At 54.2% G+C, this 17,881-nt stretch carries 19 protein-coding genes and 3 pseudogenes; 13 read left to right on the top strand and 9 right to left on the bottom strand.

Annotated elements, in window-relative coordinates; translation table 11 throughout:
* Window positions 1–382 precede the first annotated feature (382 nt).
* The 3 genes from PHQ58_RS20705 to PHQ58_RS20695 all read left to right on the top strand — a co-directional run bounded on the left by PHQ58_RS20705 (window position 383) and on the right by PHQ58_RS20695 (window position 1,435).
* Window positions 383–664, top strand: coding sequence for a hypothetical protein (locus PHQ58_RS20705; protein WP_300115132.1), 282 nt, complete (start codon window positions 383–385; stop codon window positions 662–664).
* Between the two features lie 94 nt (window positions 665–758).
* Window positions 759–1,028, top strand: a complete 270-nt coding sequence (locus PHQ58_RS20700) for an AbrB/MazE/SpoVT family DNA-binding domain-containing protein (RefSeq protein WP_300115129.1) — start codon at window positions 759–761, stop codon at window positions 1,026–1,028.
* Between the two features lie 2 nt (window positions 1,029–1,030).
* Window positions 1,031–1,435, top strand: coding sequence for a type II toxin-antitoxin system VapC family toxin (locus PHQ58_RS20695; protein ID WP_300115125.1), 405 nt, complete (start codon window positions 1,031–1,033; stop codon window positions 1,433–1,435).
* A gap of 46 nt (window positions 1,436–1,481) precedes the next feature.
* Here PHQ58_RS20695 and PHQ58_RS20690 read toward each other — a convergent pair.
* Window positions 1,482–2,282 (bottom strand): annotated as a pseudogene (locus PHQ58_RS20690) (crotonase/enoyl-CoA hydratase family protein); the annotation flags it as partial.
* A gap of 132 nt (window positions 2,283–2,414) precedes the next feature.
* Window positions 2,415–4,433 (bottom strand): annotated as a pseudogene (locus PHQ58_RS20685) (FAD-dependent oxidoreductase); the annotation flags it as partial.
* Between the two features lie 153 nt (window positions 4,434–4,586).
* Between PHQ58_RS20685 and PHQ58_RS20680 the strand changes: the two are divergent.
* The 3 genes from PHQ58_RS20680 to PHQ58_RS20670 all read left to right on the top strand — a co-directional run bounded on the left by PHQ58_RS20680 (window position 4,587) and on the right by PHQ58_RS20670 (window position 6,268).
* On the top strand, window positions 4,587–5,120 hold the full coding sequence (locus PHQ58_RS20680) for a PadR family transcriptional regulator (protein WP_300115122.1): 534 nt from the start codon (window positions 4,587–4,589) through the stop codon (window positions 5,118–5,120).
* A 552-nt stretch (window positions 5,121–5,672) separates the two neighbouring features.
* Window positions 5,673–5,897, top strand: a complete 225-nt coding sequence (locus PHQ58_RS20675) for a type II toxin-antitoxin system PrlF family antitoxin (RefSeq protein WP_300115120.1) — start codon at window positions 5,673–5,675, stop codon at window positions 5,895–5,897.
* Entirely contained in the window at window positions 5,897–6,268 is a 372-nt protein-coding gene (locus PHQ58_RS20670) for a type II toxin-antitoxin system VapC family toxin (RefSeq protein ID WP_300115117.1), read from the top strand. Before PHQ58_RS20675 ends, PHQ58_RS20670 begins: the two co-directional genes overlap by 1 nt.
* Before the next feature lie 9 nt (window positions 6,269–6,277).
* Here PHQ58_RS20670 and PHQ58_RS20665 read toward each other — a convergent pair whose 3' ends face one another.
* The 6 genes and pseudogenes from PHQ58_RS20665 to PHQ58_RS20640 form a co-directional block, all read right to left on the bottom strand.
* The gene (locus PHQ58_RS20665; protein ID WP_300115114.1) at window positions 6,278–6,601 is read right to left on the bottom strand and encodes a HigA family addiction module antitoxin; all 324 of its coding nucleotides are present in this window, start codon (window positions 6,599–6,601) and stop codon (window positions 6,278–6,280) included.
* Between the two features lie 12 nt (window positions 6,602–6,613).
* Complete coding sequence (locus tag PHQ58_RS20660; protein ID WP_300115111.1) at window positions 6,614–6,892, bottom strand: type II toxin-antitoxin system RelE/ParE family toxin; 279 nt, start codon at window positions 6,890–6,892, stop codon at window positions 6,614–6,616.
* Between the two features lie 174 nt (window positions 6,893–7,066).
* Window positions 7,067–7,501, bottom strand: a pseudogene (locus PHQ58_RS20655) (IS630 family transposase); the annotation flags it as partial.
* 80 nt (window positions 7,502–7,581) lie between these two features.
* The gene (locus PHQ58_RS20650) at window positions 7,582–8,061 is read right to left on the bottom strand and encodes a hypothetical protein (protein ID WP_300115108.1); all 480 of its coding nucleotides are present in this window, start codon (window positions 8,059–8,061) and stop codon (window positions 7,582–7,584) included.
* A 29-nt stretch (window positions 8,062–8,090) separates the two neighbouring features.
* Entirely contained in the window at window positions 8,091–8,597 is a 507-nt protein-coding gene (locus PHQ58_RS20645; protein ID WP_300115105.1) for a GNAT family N-acetyltransferase, read from the bottom strand.
* A complete protein-coding gene (locus PHQ58_RS20640) occupies window positions 8,594–8,998 on the bottom strand; it encodes a DUF1778 domain-containing protein (RefSeq protein WP_300115102.1) in 405 nt (134 codons plus the stop codon). Before PHQ58_RS20640 ends, PHQ58_RS20645 begins: the two co-directional genes overlap by 4 nt.
* A gap of 532 nt (window positions 8,999–9,530) precedes the next feature.
* Here PHQ58_RS20640 and PHQ58_RS20635 point away from each other — a divergent pair.
* The 5 genes from PHQ58_RS20635 to PHQ58_RS20615 all read left to right on the top strand — a co-directional run bounded on the left by PHQ58_RS20635 (window position 9,531) and on the right by PHQ58_RS20615 (window position 14,731).
* Window positions 9,531–10,268: an ABC transporter ATP-binding protein gene (locus PHQ58_RS20635; protein ID WP_300115099.1), complete on the top strand. Its 738-nt coding sequence runs from the start codon at window positions 9,531–9,533 to the stop codon at window positions 10,266–10,268.
* A complete protein-coding gene (locus tag PHQ58_RS20630) occupies window positions 10,265–11,662 on the top strand; it encodes an FtsX-like permease family protein (protein WP_300115096.1) in 1,398 nt (465 codons plus the stop codon). Before PHQ58_RS20635 ends, PHQ58_RS20630 begins: the two co-directional genes overlap by 4 nt.
* Window positions 11,663–11,682: 20 nt before the next feature.
* On the top strand, window positions 11,683–12,453 hold the full coding sequence (locus PHQ58_RS20625; RefSeq protein WP_300115094.1) for an outer membrane lipoprotein-sorting protein: 771 nt from the start codon (window positions 11,683–11,685) through the stop codon (window positions 12,451–12,453).
* 4 nt (window positions 12,454–12,457) lie between these two features.
* A complete protein-coding gene (locus tag PHQ58_RS20620) occupies window positions 12,458–13,729 on the top strand; it encodes a hypothetical protein (RefSeq protein ID WP_300115091.1) in 1,272 nt (423 codons plus the stop codon).
* Window positions 13,730–14,371: 642 nt separating this feature from the next.
* Window positions 14,372–14,731, top strand: coding sequence for a hypothetical protein (locus tag PHQ58_RS20615; RefSeq protein ID WP_300115088.1), 360 nt, complete (start codon window positions 14,372–14,374; stop codon window positions 14,729–14,731).
* Window positions 14,732–14,858: 127 nt separating this feature from the next.
* Here PHQ58_RS20615 and PHQ58_RS20610 read toward each other — a convergent pair whose 3' ends face one another.
* A complete protein-coding gene (locus PHQ58_RS20610; protein ID WP_300115085.1) occupies window positions 14,859–15,803 on the bottom strand; it encodes a PEP-CTERM sorting domain-containing protein in 945 nt (314 codons plus the stop codon).
* 397 nt (window positions 15,804–16,200) lie between these two features.
* Here PHQ58_RS20610 and PHQ58_RS20605 point away from each other — a divergent pair, with 397 nt between their 5' ends.
* Window positions 16,201–17,079 (top strand): ThiF family adenylyltransferase, encoded by an 879-nt coding sequence (locus PHQ58_RS20605; protein WP_300115081.1) that lies wholly within the window; start codon window positions 16,201–16,203, stop codon window positions 17,077–17,079.
* Between the two features lie 201 nt (window positions 17,080–17,280).
* Entirely contained in the window at window positions 17,281–17,847 is a 567-nt protein-coding gene (locus PHQ58_RS20600; RefSeq protein ID WP_300115135.1) for an XrtA/PEP-CTERM system exopolysaccharide export protein, read from the top strand.
* Window positions 17,848–17,881 lie beyond the last annotated feature (34 nt).

The raw sequence follows: 17,881 nt of genomic DNA, 5'->3' as shown, positions 1-17,881 counted from the left end.
TTGCGTTTGTTCCATCTGGGCCAGAGGCCGATTTTGTTTGTGACTTGTCGGGCATGGGTGTCGTGGCTACGGCCAGCGAAATCGCAAGTTCCAGGCCCAGGTTGATGGCGCGCTTCGCGAAAATTGCACCATGCCATCACCGCTGTGACGGTGTATCAAACGGGTGACCCTAAGTTTCACCGTTTGGGCCTGAGCATGGAATTGACGTGGCAGCGAAGGCGACCCTGCACTTTGTCGCAGCAATGCCGGTGAACGATTCGCGCACACCGCTTGGTCAACACCAGCCATGTCCGTACCCATCAACATCAACGGCTTGCTCAAAGACTCCCTGGTGGTGTGGGAGCGGTTGGAGTTCAAGGCAGGTTGAAACCCCGAGGACGTATTGCACACTGTTTGCGCCTTTGCCAATGACTTTCACAACCTGGGTGGCGGCTACATTCAGATTGGCATAGCCGAGAAAAACGGTCGCCTGGTGTTGCCGAGCATTGGGCTTGACCCGGCGCAGCTTGACGGAATTCAAAAAGAGCTGTTGCACCTGGGCTTTAACGCCAGCTCGCCCTGGTACGCGGCTTGCCCTGACCTCAGCGCAGCTCCTGCGATAGCGAAAAAAAAGGGCGTCATTCAGCCAGTGCGGCAAGCCCAGCACCCGGGGCTGCACATGTGACCGCGCGTGCGTCAACTTCCAACTCTCAAAACACCGCCATTGGCTTCGCTTCATGTGTATACTGTATATACAATAAATTACAAAGGAAACAACCATGCGCACCAGAGTATTCAAAAGCGGCAACTCACTGGCCGTTCGAATTCCCAAAGAACTTGGGTTCGTCGATGCTGCGCAAGACATTGAAGTCGAGCGAGTCGGCAACACATTGGTACTGCGCTTGGTGGCGCAAGACACGTTGGCCGACATTGGGAAAATTTTCTCGATGTTCAGTCCAAACTTCATGGCAGATGGACGTGAGTTCCAGGAGGAGCATGAGCGCGATTGGGGGGGTATGTCCCCCTTACCTGCTAAAGCGCGAGGCTGACCATGCGCTACATGCTCGATACCAACATCTGCATCTACCTCATCAAGAACCTTCCGCCCCAAGTGCTTCGCCGACTGGAAGCCCTGAATCAGGGTGAAGCGGTGATGTCCGTTGTTACTTACGCTGAGCTGCGCGCCGGCCTGGAAATTCAAACCACAAACCGAGAGCAGGACGAACACGCCCTGTCGATGCTCGTTGGCAGAATCCCCTTGTTGCCGTTTACGGAATCGGACGCTGAGAGTTTTGGCGTACTGCGAGCGTCAGTGCGGGACCGCAGCCGCAACGTCATGGACCGGCTCATCGCGGCGCATGCCGTTAACTCGGGCGTTATCCTTGTTACCAACAATGAAGCGGACTTCAAAGACTACCCCGGGCTCGTTGTTGAGAACTGGGCACTCAGTTCCTGACGTTCCATGAACGGCCACGACGCTACCGCAACCGCCTGCCTCAGCCTTAATCCTTGAACTCAGGCTTGCGCTTGCCCATACTGGCCATCATGGCCTCCTGCAGGTCGCTGCTGAGCAGCATGGCGGCGTTCCAGGTGGCCACATGGTTCAAGCCATCGGCCACCGTGTGGTCGCGCGCGTAGGTGATCATTTCCTTGACACCCCTGATGGATAAAGGCGACTTTGAGCTAATCGTTGCCGCAATCTCGCGCACCCCCGCACGCAAATCCTCAGATGAGTCAAACACGCGATTGACCAGTTTCATTTGCAAGGCTTCAGCGGCGTCGAATTTGCGGCCGGTGTAGGCCAGTTCACGCGCCATGCCTTCACCAATCAGCTTGGGCAAGCGCTGCAATGTGCCCACATCAGCGGTCATGCCAATGTCGATTTCCTTGATGCTGAAAGTCGCATCCGCTGAGCAATAACGCATGTCGGCGCAGCAGATCAAATCGATGCCGCCGCCAATGCAGGCGCCGTGGATCGCGGCCAGCACCGGTTTGCGGCAACGCTCCAGGCTGGTCAGCGTGTCTTGCAAGTCCAGAATCACCTGGCGCAGGTTTTCGCGGGTGCGGGCTTCGCAGTCGTTCTGAATCTGGTCACTCATGCCCATCATCATTTGCAGGTCGATGCCCGAGGTGAACAGCTTGCCTTCGCCCTCCAGAATGGCCACACGGGCTTGCGGGGTGGCGTCGACCCACTTGAAGGCCTGGCGAATCTCGTGCCACATGGTCAGGTTCATGGCGTTGGCCTTGTCGGGCCGGTTCAGGCGGATGGTGGCAATGTGGTCCGACAGGCTGACGTTGAGGGTTTCAAAGGCCATGGCGCTATTTTTAATAGAGCTGCTAGCGCTTATTTCATGGGGTCTAGAAGCTGATTTGTCATATGGATCTTGCACTGGCGGGGTGCTGGTTTGTGCAAGGCCTTGTGTGTTGCTTTGGGCCAGGGCAATGGCCAACTCAAGCCCCTGTTTGATGGCGCGTTTGGCATCGAGTTCTTCGGCCTTGTCGGCGCCGCCAATCAGGTGAACGCTCAAGCCTGCGGCCAGCAAGTCGGCTTGCAATTCACGTTGCGGCTCCTGGCCCGCACAAATCACCACGTTGTCCACCGGCAGGGTGCGTTCTTCACCGTTGACCGTGATGTGCAGGCCGTTGTCGTCAATGCGTCGGTAGGTCACGCCTGCCAGCATCTCGACCTGGCGGTTTTTCAGCGAGGTGCGGTGAATCCAGCCGGTGGTTTTACCCAGGCCATCGCCGACCTTGCTGTCCTTGCGCTGCAGCAGGTAGACCTTGCGCGCCGCTGCTTCAATATGTGGCGCGGCCAGCCCACCGCGGGTGGTGTAAGTGGTGTCAACGCCCCATTCTGCGAAGAACTTGGCCTTGTCCAGGCTGGGGCTGACGCCTTCGTGCAACAGGTATTCAGCGGTATCAAAGCCAATGCCACCAGCACCAATCAGCGCCACGGTCTGGCTCACTGACTTTTTGTCGCGCAGCACGTCCAGATAACTTAGCACCTTGGGGTGGTCGATGCCCTCAATGGGTGGTGTGCGCGGGGTCACGCCGGTGGCGAGCACCACGTGTTTGTAGTCACCTGCCTGCAGGTCTGTGGCTTTGAGGCGGGTGTTCAGCTTGAGCGACACGCCAGTCAATTCGATCTGCTTGCCAAAGTAGCGCAGCGTCTCATCAAACTCTTCCTTGCCTGGCACCTGTCTGGCAATGTTGAACTGGCCGCCAATTTCAGCCGCAGCGTCAAACAGCGTCACGTCAAAACCGCATTGCGCGGCAGCGGTGGCAAAACTCAAACCGGCAGGGCCAGCACCCACCACGGCAATCTTGTCGCGGGTGGTGGTCGGGGTGATGTTGATCAGCGTCTCATGGCAAGCGCGCGGGTTGACCAGGCAGCTGGTCACCTTGCCGGCAAAGGTGTGATCCAGGCAAGCCTGGTTGCAGCCAATACACGTGTTGATCTCATCGGCCTTGCCCGCAGCGGCTTTTTGCATGAACAACGGGTCGGCCAGGAAAGGGCGGGCCATGGAAATCAGGTCGCAATAGCCATCGGTGAGCAGTTGTTCTGCCACCTCGGGTGTGTTGATACGGTTGGTGGCCACCAGCGGAATGCTCACCTTGCCCTTGAGTTGTTTGGTGACCCAGGCCCAAGCCGCGCGTGGCACCTTGGTGGCAATGGTGGGAATACGCGCCTCGTGCCAACCCACTCCCGTGTTGATGATGGTGGCACCTGCGGCTTGCACGGCCTGCGCCAGCACAATCACTTCATCCAGTGTCGAGCCGCCTTCCACCAGATCAAGCATCGACAAGCGGTAGATGATGATGAAGTTGGGGCCGACCTGCGCGCGGGTGCGCCGCACGATCTCCACCGGGAACTTGATGCGGTTCTGGTAGCTGCCACCCCATTCGTCATCGCGTTGGTTGGTGCGTGCGGCAATGAATTCATTGAGCAAATATCCCTCTGAGCCCATGATTTCCACACCGTCATACCCGGCACTTTGGGCAAGCAGGGCGCAGCGCACAAAGTCGTCAATGGTCTGGCCCACTTCTTCAGTCGTGAGTGCCCGGGGTTTCATTGGGTTGATGGGCGCTTGCAAGGCGCTGGGCGCCACCAGATCCTGGTGGTAGGCGTAGCGGCCAAAGTGCAGGATTTGCATGGCAATCTTGCCACCTGCTTGGTGCACAGCATCTGTGACTGGCTTGTGTTTGGCAGCTTCTTCGGGCGTGGTCAGGCGGGCACCACCGGGCATCGGGCGGCCACGGTCATTGGGGGCAATGCCCCCGGTGACGATCAAGCCCACGCCACCTTTGGCGCGCTCGGCGTAAAACACGGCCATGCGATTGAAGCCGTCTTTCGCTTCTTCAAGCCCCACATGCATGGAGCCCATGATGACGCGGTTGGGCAGGGTGGTGAAGCCGAGGTCGATCGGTTCAAGCAGGTGCGGGTAAGTCGTCATGGTTGTTCCTCTGGCGGTGGTGTGCAAATTAGATGTTGGCGCAAAAAGAGCGCTCTAACCGGGGTCACTATGCAACCCGTTGCACAGTTTAGGAGAACTTAAAAAATTATGCAACCAGTTGCATAGCGTGTTTTCCGCAATTAGACTCAAGCCATGGCCTTGTCACACGCACTTCTTACCTCGTTGATTGAAAAATCGTCCTCGGGCTACGACTTGGCGCGCCGGTTTGACAAGTCAATAGGCTTTTTCTGGCACGCCACACACCAGCAAATTTACCGTGAACTGGGCCGCATGGAGGCCGCAGGGTGGATCGAATCGTTCAGCGCGCCTGATGCCGGCAAAACCCGAAAACGCATCTACCAGGTGCTGCCACCGGGCCAGACCGAGCTGCTGCGCTGGGCCGCCGAACCCTCCAGTGACACGGATTTACGCGACGAGTTCATGGTGCGCCTGCGCGCCGACGCGGCTCTGGGTGATTTGGGCCTGGTGCCTGAGCTTGAGCGGCGCATCGCCAGGCATGGTGAAAAACTGGCGCTGTACCGTGACATTGAGCAGCGCGACTTTGCCACTCCCGACTTGTCACGCGCTGCCCGCATTCACCACATGATCCTCAAAAAAGGCATTTTGTACGAGGAAAATTCGGTCGCATGGTCGAAGGAGATGCTTTGTTTGCTGCTGACAAAGTAGCTCAATTGGGTTCGTATGCTCTGCTCTGGTCTGGCGTTACATGGTTGTGTCATGAAGCGCCATCCCCATGGACTGAACGTTGGTGTGAATACAAATTTGTATTCACATTGACCCATGCAAATCCGATTCGAGTGAAATGATGTCAATGCCGCCAAGTGTGACTAGCCGTTTCAATAAGGAGTTGCTAAGTCTGGCCTGATTCCTGTAAGAGGCGCTCCTGCCCTTGATGGGAACGTAATGGGAACGTAATGGGAACGACTTTTTGTTGGAGGAAAATTCATCTTCAGGGCTCAAGCCAGGTACGTGGCCCTGGCGCTCCCCTCAAACTAGGCGGGGAATAGTCGGTCGTAACTAGGCATTTTCACAACTTTTTCAAAGGCGGAGCGCTTTAAGCTGATTTAGGCTGTGCGGATTTTGCGCATTGGGAATTCGGATAATCCAGTCAAACTATATTGGCAAATCGTAGGGGAGTGGGCTTGCGTAAAGAACGATAGCATGGTTGACCTGATAGGCATTTATCCTTACAATATGCAAAAATGTAAGGGGATGCACATGTCTGAAGCCACACTGACGAGCAAGGGTCAAATCACCATTCCTGCCGATATCCGGAAGTCAATGGCTATCAACCCGAAGGACCGGCTCACATTTACCCCAATGCCCGACGGGACGGTGGTGCTGCGGGCCAAGACGAAGTCCATCAAAGACCTGAAGGGTATGCTCAAGCCGCCGAATGAGGGCTATGTCGCCATTGCGGACATGCAGATGGGCGGGGATTAATGGCGGCGCTGGACACCAACATACTGGTTCGCTGGCTGACCAATGATGACGCGACGCAATGTGCAGTCGTGGCCCGGCTGTTTGACGAGACCATCAACAAGGGCGAGCGCCTGTTTGTCACCGTCACCGTCATGCTGGAAGTGGAGTGGGTGCTGCGGGCCAAGTATCACTACGACAGGCAGAAGGTGACGGCAGCGCTGAATGCTTTGTTGGATGTGACAGAACTGGAGTTCCAGACAGAGCCGGCTTTGGAACAAGCGCTGTGGTTGTTCAAACAGACGGGTTCCCGAGATTTCGCGGACTGCCTCCACATTGCACTCGTAAGCCAGGCAGGACAGGGGCCGTTCCTGACCTTTGATGACCCCCATTGACCGGCGGGACTAGCCGTGAGCAACTTCTCCAACTGGCTCCCTGCTAACGATGCGCGAAAGCACACCGGCCATAGTCGCTCGTGCCGTTGCCATATCAAAGTCGGTTTGCAAGCCCATCCAGAATTCAGCACTGGTTCCATAGTATTTGGCTAGCCGCAGGGCGGTATCAACCGTCACGGCACGGCGCTCGCGCACCACGTCATTAATGCGCGGAGCAGGTACTTGAATCGCCATCGCCAGCGCGTGGGCCGTCATCCCCATCGGCTGCAAAAACTCCTCGCGTAAAATCTCGCCGGGGTGGATTGGCCGCATTCCATTGATGATTTTTGTCATGGTCATTCTCCTTCAGTGGTAATCAACAATTTCAACCTGGTCGGCATTGCTGCCGGTCCAAACAAAGCACACACGCCACTGGTCATTGATGCGAATACTGTGCTGGCCTTTTCGGTCACGCTTTAATGCCTCAAGTTTGTTGTTGGGCGGTATGCGCAAGTCATCAAGCCGAGTTGCCCTATGCAACATTTGCAATTTGCGCTCGGCTACCGCGCGAATATTGGCGAACCGCGCAACGCATGCACCGCCAAACAGGGCTTGTGTATCAGTGCATTTGAAACTTTGAATCATGAGTGTGATTGTATAACGCATCGCGTTAAACGTCAAAAGACAATGAAATACAAGCACCACAAAAACATCTGTTGGTCATCGTACGCTTTCACTATCTAAATAGTAGCTGCTTGCGCTTTCTGTACGATGGCTAGAGGCATTAAATGCCAATTATTGCTACGGCCTAGTGAAGTATTAAGCGGCATAGCGAACCCGCCGATCCTGAAAGTAGCCAAGAACGCGCTCAGGAGTTTGCTCCAACATAGTCATATGCGCGGTGGCCGCTTCGCGTAACTTTGCCTTCGTTCTGACCGGAACCCGCTTGCCCATTTCCTGCTTCAAATCCGCGTTGAGACGTTCCTCAGGGTTGAGTTGCGGGCTGTAGCTTGGCAGGTAGAACAACTCAATCTGGTCTTTTCGCTCAGCCGCCCATGCCTTCACAACCTTGCTGTGGTGGACGCGCAAATTGTCCAGAATCAGGAAGACTTTTTTGCCCGCATCTTTGATCAAAGCTTGTAGAAATTCAACGAGCTTTTCTGAGTCAAATGCGTCCTCAATGATCATCCAGCGTGCCTTGCCCTGGTTGGTCACTGTGGCGATCATCGAGAGCTTTTGGCGGGTGCCATCAACCTGTTTCTGATGGCCACGCACCTTGGCGCAAGCCTTCGCCAGCTCACGCAATGCTGCCAGCTCAACCCGCTTTGCAGCCGTCACCCTGGCGCTGAGATCACGGTCAGCACCTCTGAACCCGGTGCGTTTTTTGGATTCGCTCTTGACGCGGTTGAGATCGTCGTGGCCTGCATTCGGGCCTCGTGGGCGGTATTCCACCTGGGTGTAGCAGTCATGATTTCGTGGTCGGCCATCACCGTGCCCCCCTTGCGCAGTTTGCCCAGCACCTGCCCGGTAATTTCCTGGGTAGCGGCTTGATTTGCAATGTGCTTCAGCTCGTTTTCACCTGCCAACTGCCGTCGGACAATCTCCTTTAGTCTGGGGTCGGTTGCATAGGCTGCGGCGATGGCTTGGGCGGCTTCTTCGCTGGTGGAATGCAGCTCGCAGCAGTCAGTCGGGCGGGGTTCGCGCTGTGATGCGCCAGCAGGGAACAAGACCTTCACCCAGCAGGCCGGGTCGAGTCCGGTCGGTTCCGGGTTGAAATTTGCGTAGCTCGTGCAGGTGCGTGTGGTGATGTTCATGAAAATAAGATAAGCCCCGCCCCTTTTTGTTATGCGATCTGGTTAACCGCAATAAACATGGGTGAAGGTTTCGGACTTTGATCGCCTTCAAGTAACAAACATCCGAGTTTCTTATAAAAATTCACAGCGCCAGGATCGGCATTCAGGTATAGGCCATAGCTGCCCATCTGCGCCGATGCCTGTTTTGTGATTAACAAGGCTTGTTTCATCAACCTGCGTCCAAGATCAGCACCTTTGTAGGCTTTATCCACCCCAAGCATGATCAGGCGGGCGCAAGGAATTTGTTTTGGCAACGAGCCCAACTGCAGGTCTGATAACAATGTGGCGTCGATGGTGTGGTTGGCAATTGTGAAAAGACCAACCAACCTATCACCATGGTCCGAGTCAGTCAGGACATTGGCAACAATTAAGTTTTTCTTGACCTGAGAAACAAGGCTGTCGTGAACAAATTTATTGATGGCAGCGTGTTCACAATCAAACTGCTTTCTACCTGCGTAGACCTTGCCAGGGTCGAGGTATGAGAACTCGATGCTCATCCAGCTTTGTGCGACGGGAAATCCGGCAGGCTCATCAAAGCCTTCATGTCTTGTGTTGGCTGAGGTGAATTGTTCAACAAATCAGCCAAGGCCGACTGACCTTTGAGCGTGAGGGAAATTAGGGCGTGATCCGCTATTACTTTTCTGGCTCGTTCGATGGCCGATCCAAGAACAAAAGCGGTCAGGTCCATACCATCCAAAACAGCCGCTTGATTGAGCAACTGCTTGGCCTCTGTAGTCGTCTTGAGTTCCATCCTGGCGGGTCTAAGTGCTGCTGCAGGCATGATTTTTCCTTGATGAATTTTGATGAATCGTACGGTTATTGGCCGTACTTGTAAACAAGATTTACGCAAAATCTTTTTCCGACCCCATTCAATTTTGCTATGTAAAAATAGCTTCATACGCTTTATTTCATTGGTCTATATCGATAAAACACCGCATAAATATGAAGTTGTCGCTCATGATTAATTAAAAAATGAAAATCCCCGGCTTTGGCGGGGTGAGTGCGCCCGTGAAGGAGCGACATCAGCACAGTGAAAGACTGTGTCAGGGTCAGCCAAGGCTCTGTAGCCGAAAGAGACTGCGGCGCCGTGAGGCGGGGTGGATAGCAACTGGAGGCGAACTGGCAGTGCGCAGGACGCCGAACTCGATTTGGCGTTGTGTGGCGACGAGCCTGCTCTTTCAAGGCGAAGTCCGAAATATGGCCGGTGCGCTGATGATGGCTGGCAAATCGATGCCGGGTTGTGATTCAGTTGGGTTCAACACGGCATCAACTCGGCGTGCATTGATTTTCCTGTATGGGCTCGGGAGATACTGGCGTTGTTACAAGAAAAGTAGCTGCCACAGCATTCTCGCCGGGCGCCCAGAAACAGCCAAATTTGAAGTTGAAATGGGTAAACTCCAGACTCAATCACGAAAGACATCGGCCCGTCAATGAATTCAAGCACCCAACTGGTGAACAACCCAGAGACGGCCTCGGTCATCCTGCACAACGTCAGCAAGATTTACCATCTTGATGCGGTTGAAGTGCCGGCGTTGACCCGCATCAACCTGCTGATCAGGCCCAACCGGTTTACCGTGCTCTCAGGCGCCTCGGGCAGCGGCAAAACAACCATGCTCAACCTGATTGGCTGCATAGACAAGCCCGACACCGGTGACATCACCGTGGCAAATTGCCGGGTAGGGGAGTTGAGCGATGACGACCTGTCAGACTTTCGCGCCCAAAATATCGGTTTTATCTTTCAGAACTTCAATCTGCTGCCGGTGCTGAGCACTTATGAGAACGTGGAATACCCCTTGTTGCTAGCCGGGGCCTCTGCCAAAGTGCGCGGCAACCGCGTGCCCAAGCTGCTCGAAGCCGTGGGCTTGAGTGACAAGGCGAAAAACCTCCCCGGCCAGTTGTCGGGTGGGCAGCGCCAGCGCGTGGCCATTGCCCGTGCGCTTACGCGCAAACCCAAGGTGGTGATTGCCGACGAGCCTACTGCCAATCTGGACAGCAAGACCGGTGCCGCCATTTTGGCCCTGATGCGCCACATGGCCGAGCGTTATCAAATCTCGTTCATTTTTTCGTCACATGACCGCGAGGTGGTCAGGGCCGCAGACGACACCATCTTTTTGAAAGACGGCATGATTCGCGGCATTCGCCGCAAAGGTTTGGAGAGCGCGTCATGATGACCTTGTCACTGGCGTTGCGCAATTTGCTGCGCAACCGGCGCAGGTCACTGGCTACGCTGCTGGCGATGGCGATTGGGTCGACGTCGATCCTTTTGTTTGGCGGGTTCAGCGGCAACATCAATTTGGAGATGCACACCAGAATCGTGCAGCGTGGAGGCCACCTTCAAATCCAACACCGCGATTTTTACCTCTATGGCAGCGGCAACCCATCTGCCTACGGTATCAACGACTACACCCAGATTTTGGCTGACATCCAAAATGACGAGGTATTGAAAAAAATGGCGCTGGTCGTCACCCCGACTTTGCAATTTGGTGGCATTGCCGGCAACTATGTAGCAAGTGTGTCCCGCACCATCATTGGCAATGGGTTTATTGCAGCGGACATCAATCGCATGCGCAGCTGGAATGACTTTAATTTGCGTTCAAAAGCACCCGTGTCGGCACTGGAAGGGTCTGCGGCTGATTCCGCGACCGTGGGGACTGGTGTGGCTCGCGTGCTTCAGTTGTGCGATTCCTTAAAGATTCCCAATTGCCCCGCGCCAGATTCACAGCCGACATCTGATGGGGCAGCGCTTCCAGACGACATTGCGCAACTCACCCTGCAGGAGACCCCGGCTGGGTCAGGTGTTCCCATTGCGAGTACGCGCAGGATTGAGGTTTTGGTCGTCAATTCCCGCGGTGCACCAAATGTCACGTCGTTGAATGTGATTCGTGCAGAAGACCTGGGCGTCAAAGAGCTCGATGAAATCTCGGTCATGATGCATCTTGAGCAGATCCAGCGCCTGATCTACGGGAAATCTGAACCGAAGGTGACGGCGATCGTCCTTCAGCTGCGTCACTCAGATCAGATACAGGTGGCCCAGGATCGCCTCAAGCCCATACTGGCCAAATATTCGGTCAACCAACCTCTGGTTGTGTCTGATTTCAGATTTTTGAATCCGTTTTATGTCCAGACCGCGCAGATGTTCGACACCATCTTTGGCTTTGTTTTTTTGCTCATTGGGGGCATTGTCTTGTTCACGGTTAGCAACACTATGAATACCGCGGTGGTTGAGCGCACGGTTGAAATTGGCACACTGCGTGCAATTGGCCTGCGGCGTGCCGGAATTCGGAATTTATTTGTTACTGAGGGGGCGTTGCTTGGTGTGTGTGGCGCCGTGCTTGGTATGTTGTTAGCGCTTGTCATCTCGATCGTTGTCAATCGTCTGGACATACCCTGGCTGCCACCAGGCAATGTGGAAACGGTGCCATTGACGATTCGAGTCTGGGGTGAAACCCAAATGCTCATTGGCACAACCATCGGGCTCATCTGCATTGCCGTTCTGTCGGCCTGGTGGCCCGCCTACCGTGCCGCCCGGCTCAATGTCGTTGAAGCCTTGCGTCACGTTTGAAATACAAAGGCACTAAAGCAATGACATTCATATTTAAACTACTTTTCACCTTGCTGGTCGGGGTTGGCTCAGCTTGGGCTGCACCAAGCGCCGAAGAGATTCTTGCTGCCAGCGACGCCATTCGCAACCCTGGCAAGTCCTTCAGCGTGACCGTGACTTTGACTGAGTTTCAGGCGGGCAAACAAGTCGACACCAGCACCCTGACCAGTTATTCACGCACCCAGCAGCAAGGCGGCGACTTCGCCAGCCTGATCCGTTTTGTATTACCCGCACGCGACGCTGGCAAGTTGATGCTTAAGAACGGCAACGACATGTGGTTTTACGACCCGACCAACAAAGCCAGCGTACGCCTCTCACCGCAACAACGCTTGCTGGGGCAAGCCTCTAACGGTGATGTGGCGACGGTGAATTTTGCCAAGGACTACAAACCGATGCTGGTGGGTGAGGAGGAAATTCAGGATGGTGAGCGCCGCAAGCGCATGGCACACAAACTGTTGCTTACAGCTGTGTCTCAGGGTGTCACCTATGCCAGCATCGAAATGTGGGTTGACGCTGAAAACAACCGACCTCTGAAGGCCCGTTTTTTTGCCGAGTCCACACGATTGCTCAAAACCGCCTACTACCGTCGCTATCAGTTGCAACTTGGCGCCGAGCGCCCCACCGAGACTGTGATCATTGACGGCCTCAACCCGCAATCAGTCACCATCATGCGGTTGTCAGACTATGTAGCGCGCACCATTCCAGACACCTGGATGCAGCGCGATTTTTTACCCCGCTTTCAACCGGATTAAGCCAATGCGTCTATTCACCCGTTCTGCCCTGTGTTGCGGCTTGGTCTTGGCTTTTGGTTCTGCGCTGCCTGCCTTTGCCGCTGATGCAGAGCTCGACGCCCTGAGCCTGGAAAGTGCAACTGAAGCCGCCCCCGAGACGCCGCGCAACACCAAGTTGTTTGTCGAAGGCGCAGTGGGCAATGCCAGCCAGCGTTATTTGCAAGACAGCCGCAACATCGGACGCGCTTCGGTTGATTTTTCGTATTCAGCCAAGTTGGCACCGGGCCTACGCGGTGTGGTATCTGACCGGCTCGATTACTTTGACCCAGCCGTTGCGGGTAGAGATGCAGCAGTCAACAGCCTGCGTGAAGCCTATGTGAGCTGGCAGCCTGAGGGCGGAAGTTCGGTGCTAGAGTTTGGGCGCATCAACTTGCGATATGGCCCAGGCTACGGCTACAACCCGACCGACTTCTTTCGTGATGGCAGCTTGCGCGTTTTGACCACAGCAGATCCCTTTGCGCTACGTGAAAATCGGCTGGGCACGGTCATGGTGCGTGGCCAACATTTGTGGGCTGGCGGCGCATTGTCATTGGCCATTTCCCCAAAGTTGGCAGATAACCCCAGCACTGACGGCTGGAACCTTGACCTGGGATCCACCAACCACCGAGATCGATACTTGCTGGCGCTCAGCACCCAGTTTTCGCAGCGTGTCAGCAGTCAAGCGTTGTTGTATCAGGAAAGTGGCAACTCACCCACGGTGGGCTTCAACATGACCGCGCTACTGTCAGATGCAGCCACCGCACACATGGAATTTACCCGTGGCAGTGAGCCTAGCCTGTTTAATCGCGCTTTGGCTATACCCAGCGCTTCAACGACACGCAACCGTTTTGTGGGTGGTGTGACCTACACCACGCTGGGTAAGTTGTCGTTAACTGCTGAATACCAATACAACGGTTTTGGCCTCAATCAAACCGACTGGGCGGCTTTGGGTGTCGCGCCATTGACTCAGTTGGCCTACCTCAGTGCGGCACTGCGGCTCCAGGAATTGGCACCGCGTCAGGCTTACCTGATTTACGTTACACAAAAGAGTCTGATCCTCAAGGATTTGGACCTGACGGCCTACCTGCGACTGAACCCGGGCGACGACAGCCGTCTGGCATGGGTTGAATTGCGTCACCACTGGCCGAGCTTTGATTTGACTTTGCAACTCCAGCAGAACATCGGTAACCAGACCAGTGAATTTGGCATTCTGCCCGACCGCCGCGCGGTGCAGGTGCTGGGTAGCTACTATTTTTAATAGCACGTATGCCCAGCCCCTTTTGGTTATGCGATCTGGTTAACAGCAATAAACATGGATGAAGGTTTCGGACTTTGATCGCCTGCAAGTAACAAAAATCCGAGCTTCTCAAAAAATTCACAGCGCCAGGATCGGCATCGAGGTAATCGCTCTTGAGAAGAGTGCTGGCGGTCAGTGCATTGGGCGTTTCGCTTTATGCGATTTAAAGACGCAATAGGTCACGGACGATCTGTGCGGCGGGCCGATGCTTCAGAGCTGCTGCCGCCATGAACTGGTTGCGTAGCGACCACTCCATCTTGATAGACATTTGTACTTCTTTGGGCATGGCGAATTTGTTCGACTAGAGGTGAACAAGTGAATTCTATAAGTATTCAAGAGATGTTGAAAAGGTATCAAATTGGCGATGGTGCGACCTTAATCACGCCGGGCAAGTTAAGTGCAGACACTGTCGTCTTTTGGCAAGCTCGCCCGGTATTTGCGCGATGTGCTCTGGTCTTGCACACCAATACATATACACGTGGCGGCCGGGTGAGCACATCTGGTTTCGATGCATGGATCTGACCAAGTGTGTGGAATTCACCGTAGAGATGGCGCAAGTCGCGCTCCATACCCACTTTGCGCTAAAAGGTGGGATTTTCTGCATTGTTCGATGATGTCGCCAAGTACATCAACGTCCGTCACGATCTGCGAAGCAGTGATTTGGCCACCCTGATCGTCACGACGTACCGGAACGGCGGCAAGCTTTCGAGCAAGCGGCGCAAGCGCTTTGCCGATCGGGTGCAAACTGTGCTTGATGACGTTGAAGCAACTGTGGCCAATCGCATGCGCGGTCTGTCTTTGTCAGGCGGGCAACTTAGAAGTATAGGGACCAGGATGGGCCTGTCCAACAAGTTTGCATCATCGCGAGCGAAACGTTGCAACGCATGCAACCGCAGTCTGCTGCGTCACGTACGTTGTGGGCACAGCGTCGGTTCGAACCCGGGGCGGCTGTCCTGCCATTGATTTTGACCACAAACTGCTACTCTAATAATAGCTATCTATGCAGCAAACACAATGACTAGCAGCTTAAATAAACAAAAAAAGCCCACAGAAGTGGGCTTTTTTCATAGTGTAAGAAAAACCGACAGTTTTACTTAGCCAGATTACGGCGACGCTTTACCAAGCCCAAGCCTGCAAGACCAAGACCTAAGAGAGCCAAAGAACCTGGCTCAGGCACATCAAACTTAAATTGACCATCCAATTCAGATTGACGAGCAAGGGCATTGCCGCTAGCAAACAGCTGGTTTAACGCCGGCAACGGAGGGGTAATTGCTGTATTGAGTGACCAATTTATTGAATTAGGGTTTGCAAGCCAATCAGCATACAAAGTTGTTGCACCGGGACGTGCATCTTCCCAGAAGTTTTGAGCAAATAAGCCGCCATCAGCATTGCCATCACCAGTCCAATCGAAGCTGGCAGTGCCTTTCAATGTAAGAGATACGCCTGAAAAACTAGAACTTAAAACATTGAGGCGCAACACTTGTGAATTCAAGGTGCCATCGTTGTAAAACAGATCAAAGTAACCAGAGGTATAGCTCACATCATTTGCAGTGACGACGCCGTTCAGCAAATACTGATAAGTCAAGCCCCAGAGCACTCCATTGGTTGTAGCAGTGCCATAAGGACTTTCTTCACCCGAGACAAAACCATTTTTATCTGTCACAGGACCTGATGGGTTGAGAACGCCGATTGTGTTGACGTTGATACCAGTGGGGCTTGTTGGATAAGCGACGTCGACAGATGTGTTCGCCAAGGTGGTCTTGGTGCCAGGTGTGAAGCCGTTTGCGTCCATTACTTCTTTGATGTTGGTATCTATAACGGCAGTGCCCGCAATGATCCCTGCGGCCGTAGTGGGAAAGTAAAACGATGTGGCAACAGTATTGTTGAATGCGAAATTATCGATTTTCGTCGTACTTGTGCTGCCGTTGTTTCCGACATCAGTACCATTATTCATTTTAACAGGTGAAGCGGAAGCTGTGATCGCGGACAGCCCAAGGACTGCTCCGATAGCCAGAGAGAGAAGAGATTTTTTCATAGTGAACTCCATAAGAAGAGGTTGAGTGCAGTCCAGGTCACCCTGGATGCGAAGGTATAAGCAGGTTGTATGCCAGTTATTTTTTTCTTTGTAAATCAATAGCTTGCAGCTATTCCTGTTTTTTAAATCTATTACATGTAATGAAATCCGACACTTTTCCGATGTGAGCATCTGATCAACACGCAGAATTTAAATTCGTTCCATGAAATGAAGCTGCCCCCAATAAACTGCGCCCTATCGATTTCGTAAGGTCACTATGGTGACATTTCGTGTTGTTTCGCAGCGCCAACATATCGGCGCCGACAGAAGCAGTGCTTGTTGGTGCCAAATCCAGTGACTTTTCCACAGGGAATTCGCGGGCACAATACAAGCCCAATTCACCGAGTATGACCAGATCATGGCTAACCCTATCTCTTTTGGCTATGCCGCTGCTTACTCCCGAAACATCGGCTGGGTCACCCAAGCCGAGCAGCAAATCCTGCGCAAGGCGCGCATTGCTATTGCTGGGCTGGGCGGTGTTGGCGGGGCGCATTTGCTGACACTCTCACGGCTTGGCATCAGCAACTTCAATATTGCCGACTTTGATGACTTTGACGTGCACAACATCAACCGCCAAGCAGGCGCATGTGCATCATCGTTTGGTCAACCCAAGATCGACACGATGGCCGGCTTGGCGCGTGACATCAATCCCGAAACAGACCTGCGCTTGTTCTCGCAAGGCGTGCAGCCTGATAGCGTGGATGAATTCTTGAAAGACGTTGACGTTTATGTGGATGGTCTAGATTTTTTTGCATTACCGGCGCGGCGCATGGTTTTTGCCAAATGTCGCGAGAAGGGCATTCCTGCATTGACAGCCGCCCCCTTGGGCATGGGAGTCGCTTTTCTTTACTTCAGCCCGACCGGCATGAGTTTTGAGGATTACTTCAAGGTCGAAGGTTACGAGTCACAAGAGCAATATGCTCGATTCATCGCTGGTTTGTCGCCTGCCATGCTCAATCGGGACTACCTGGTGGCCCCCGAGGCGGTCAACTTTCAGGAAAAGCGGGGGCCGTCCACCATCATGGCCTGTGACCTGTGTGCCGGTGTCATGGGCACGTCGGTGTTGAAGCTGCTACTCGGGCGTGGTGAGATCAAGGCTGCACCCTGGGGCATGCAGTTTGACGCCTATCATCAAAAGCTCAAGTTCACCTGGCGTCCATTTGGCAATGCCAACCCACTACAGCAATTGTTGCTGAAGTTCATTCGGCCGGTGTTGCGTGGGCGCTCTGGCGCCTGAAAGAGATGCGTTTTCACGTCATAAACCGGTCAGTATTGCCCGCTGAGCTGTTTGTGGCAATTCAGTCAAACAAATAAGCTATATTCGTGCTTCGCATATTCAGTTACTTGCAGCTTGCACAGGGGATTCACTTTGAAAAGTTATTTCACAGCTTTTAATTTGGCAGCGCGCCTAGCCCTGATCGGGCTGCTGGCTGGTTTGATGACCGCTTGCGCTGGCTTCTCAACCGCTTACCCCGCTGCTCCGGCAGCCGCGGCCACACCAGACTACAACTACATCGTTGGCCCTGGCGACACCCTGAACATCAGCGTGTGGCGCAATCCTGAGCTGTCCATGTCCGTCCCAGTGCGTCCAGACGGTAAGGTCACCATGCCTTTGGTTGACGAGTTAGTGGCGCAGGGCAAGACATCAGTCGAGATTGCCCGCGAGGTCGAAAAAGTTCTGGGTAAGTTGGTGCGTGACCCGGTGGTCACCGTCATCGTCACCGGTTTTGTTGGCCCTTACAGCGAGCAAATCCGTGTGGTGGGCGAGGCTGCCAAGCCCCAAGCGTTGCCCTACAAGCAAAATATGACGCTGCTTGATGTCATGATTGCTGTCGGCGGCTTGACAGATTTTGCAGATGGCAATGGCGCCTTGATTACTCGCGCCGCTGAAGGCAATAAGCGTTATGCGGTGCGCATCAAAGACCTCATCAAACGTGGCGACATTTCGGCCAATGTCGAGATGAAACCAGGTGACATTCTGATCATTCCCCAAGGCTGGTTCTGACACCGGCTTGTCAATTTTGCTGGCTGCAGGGCTT

Source organism: Rhodoferax sp., assembly GCF_028688795.1.
Classification (GTDB): Bacteria; Pseudomonadota; Gammaproteobacteria; order Burkholderiales; family Burkholderiaceae_C; genus Rhodoferax.
This window is presented reverse-complemented; position numbering and strand designations above follow the sequence as displayed.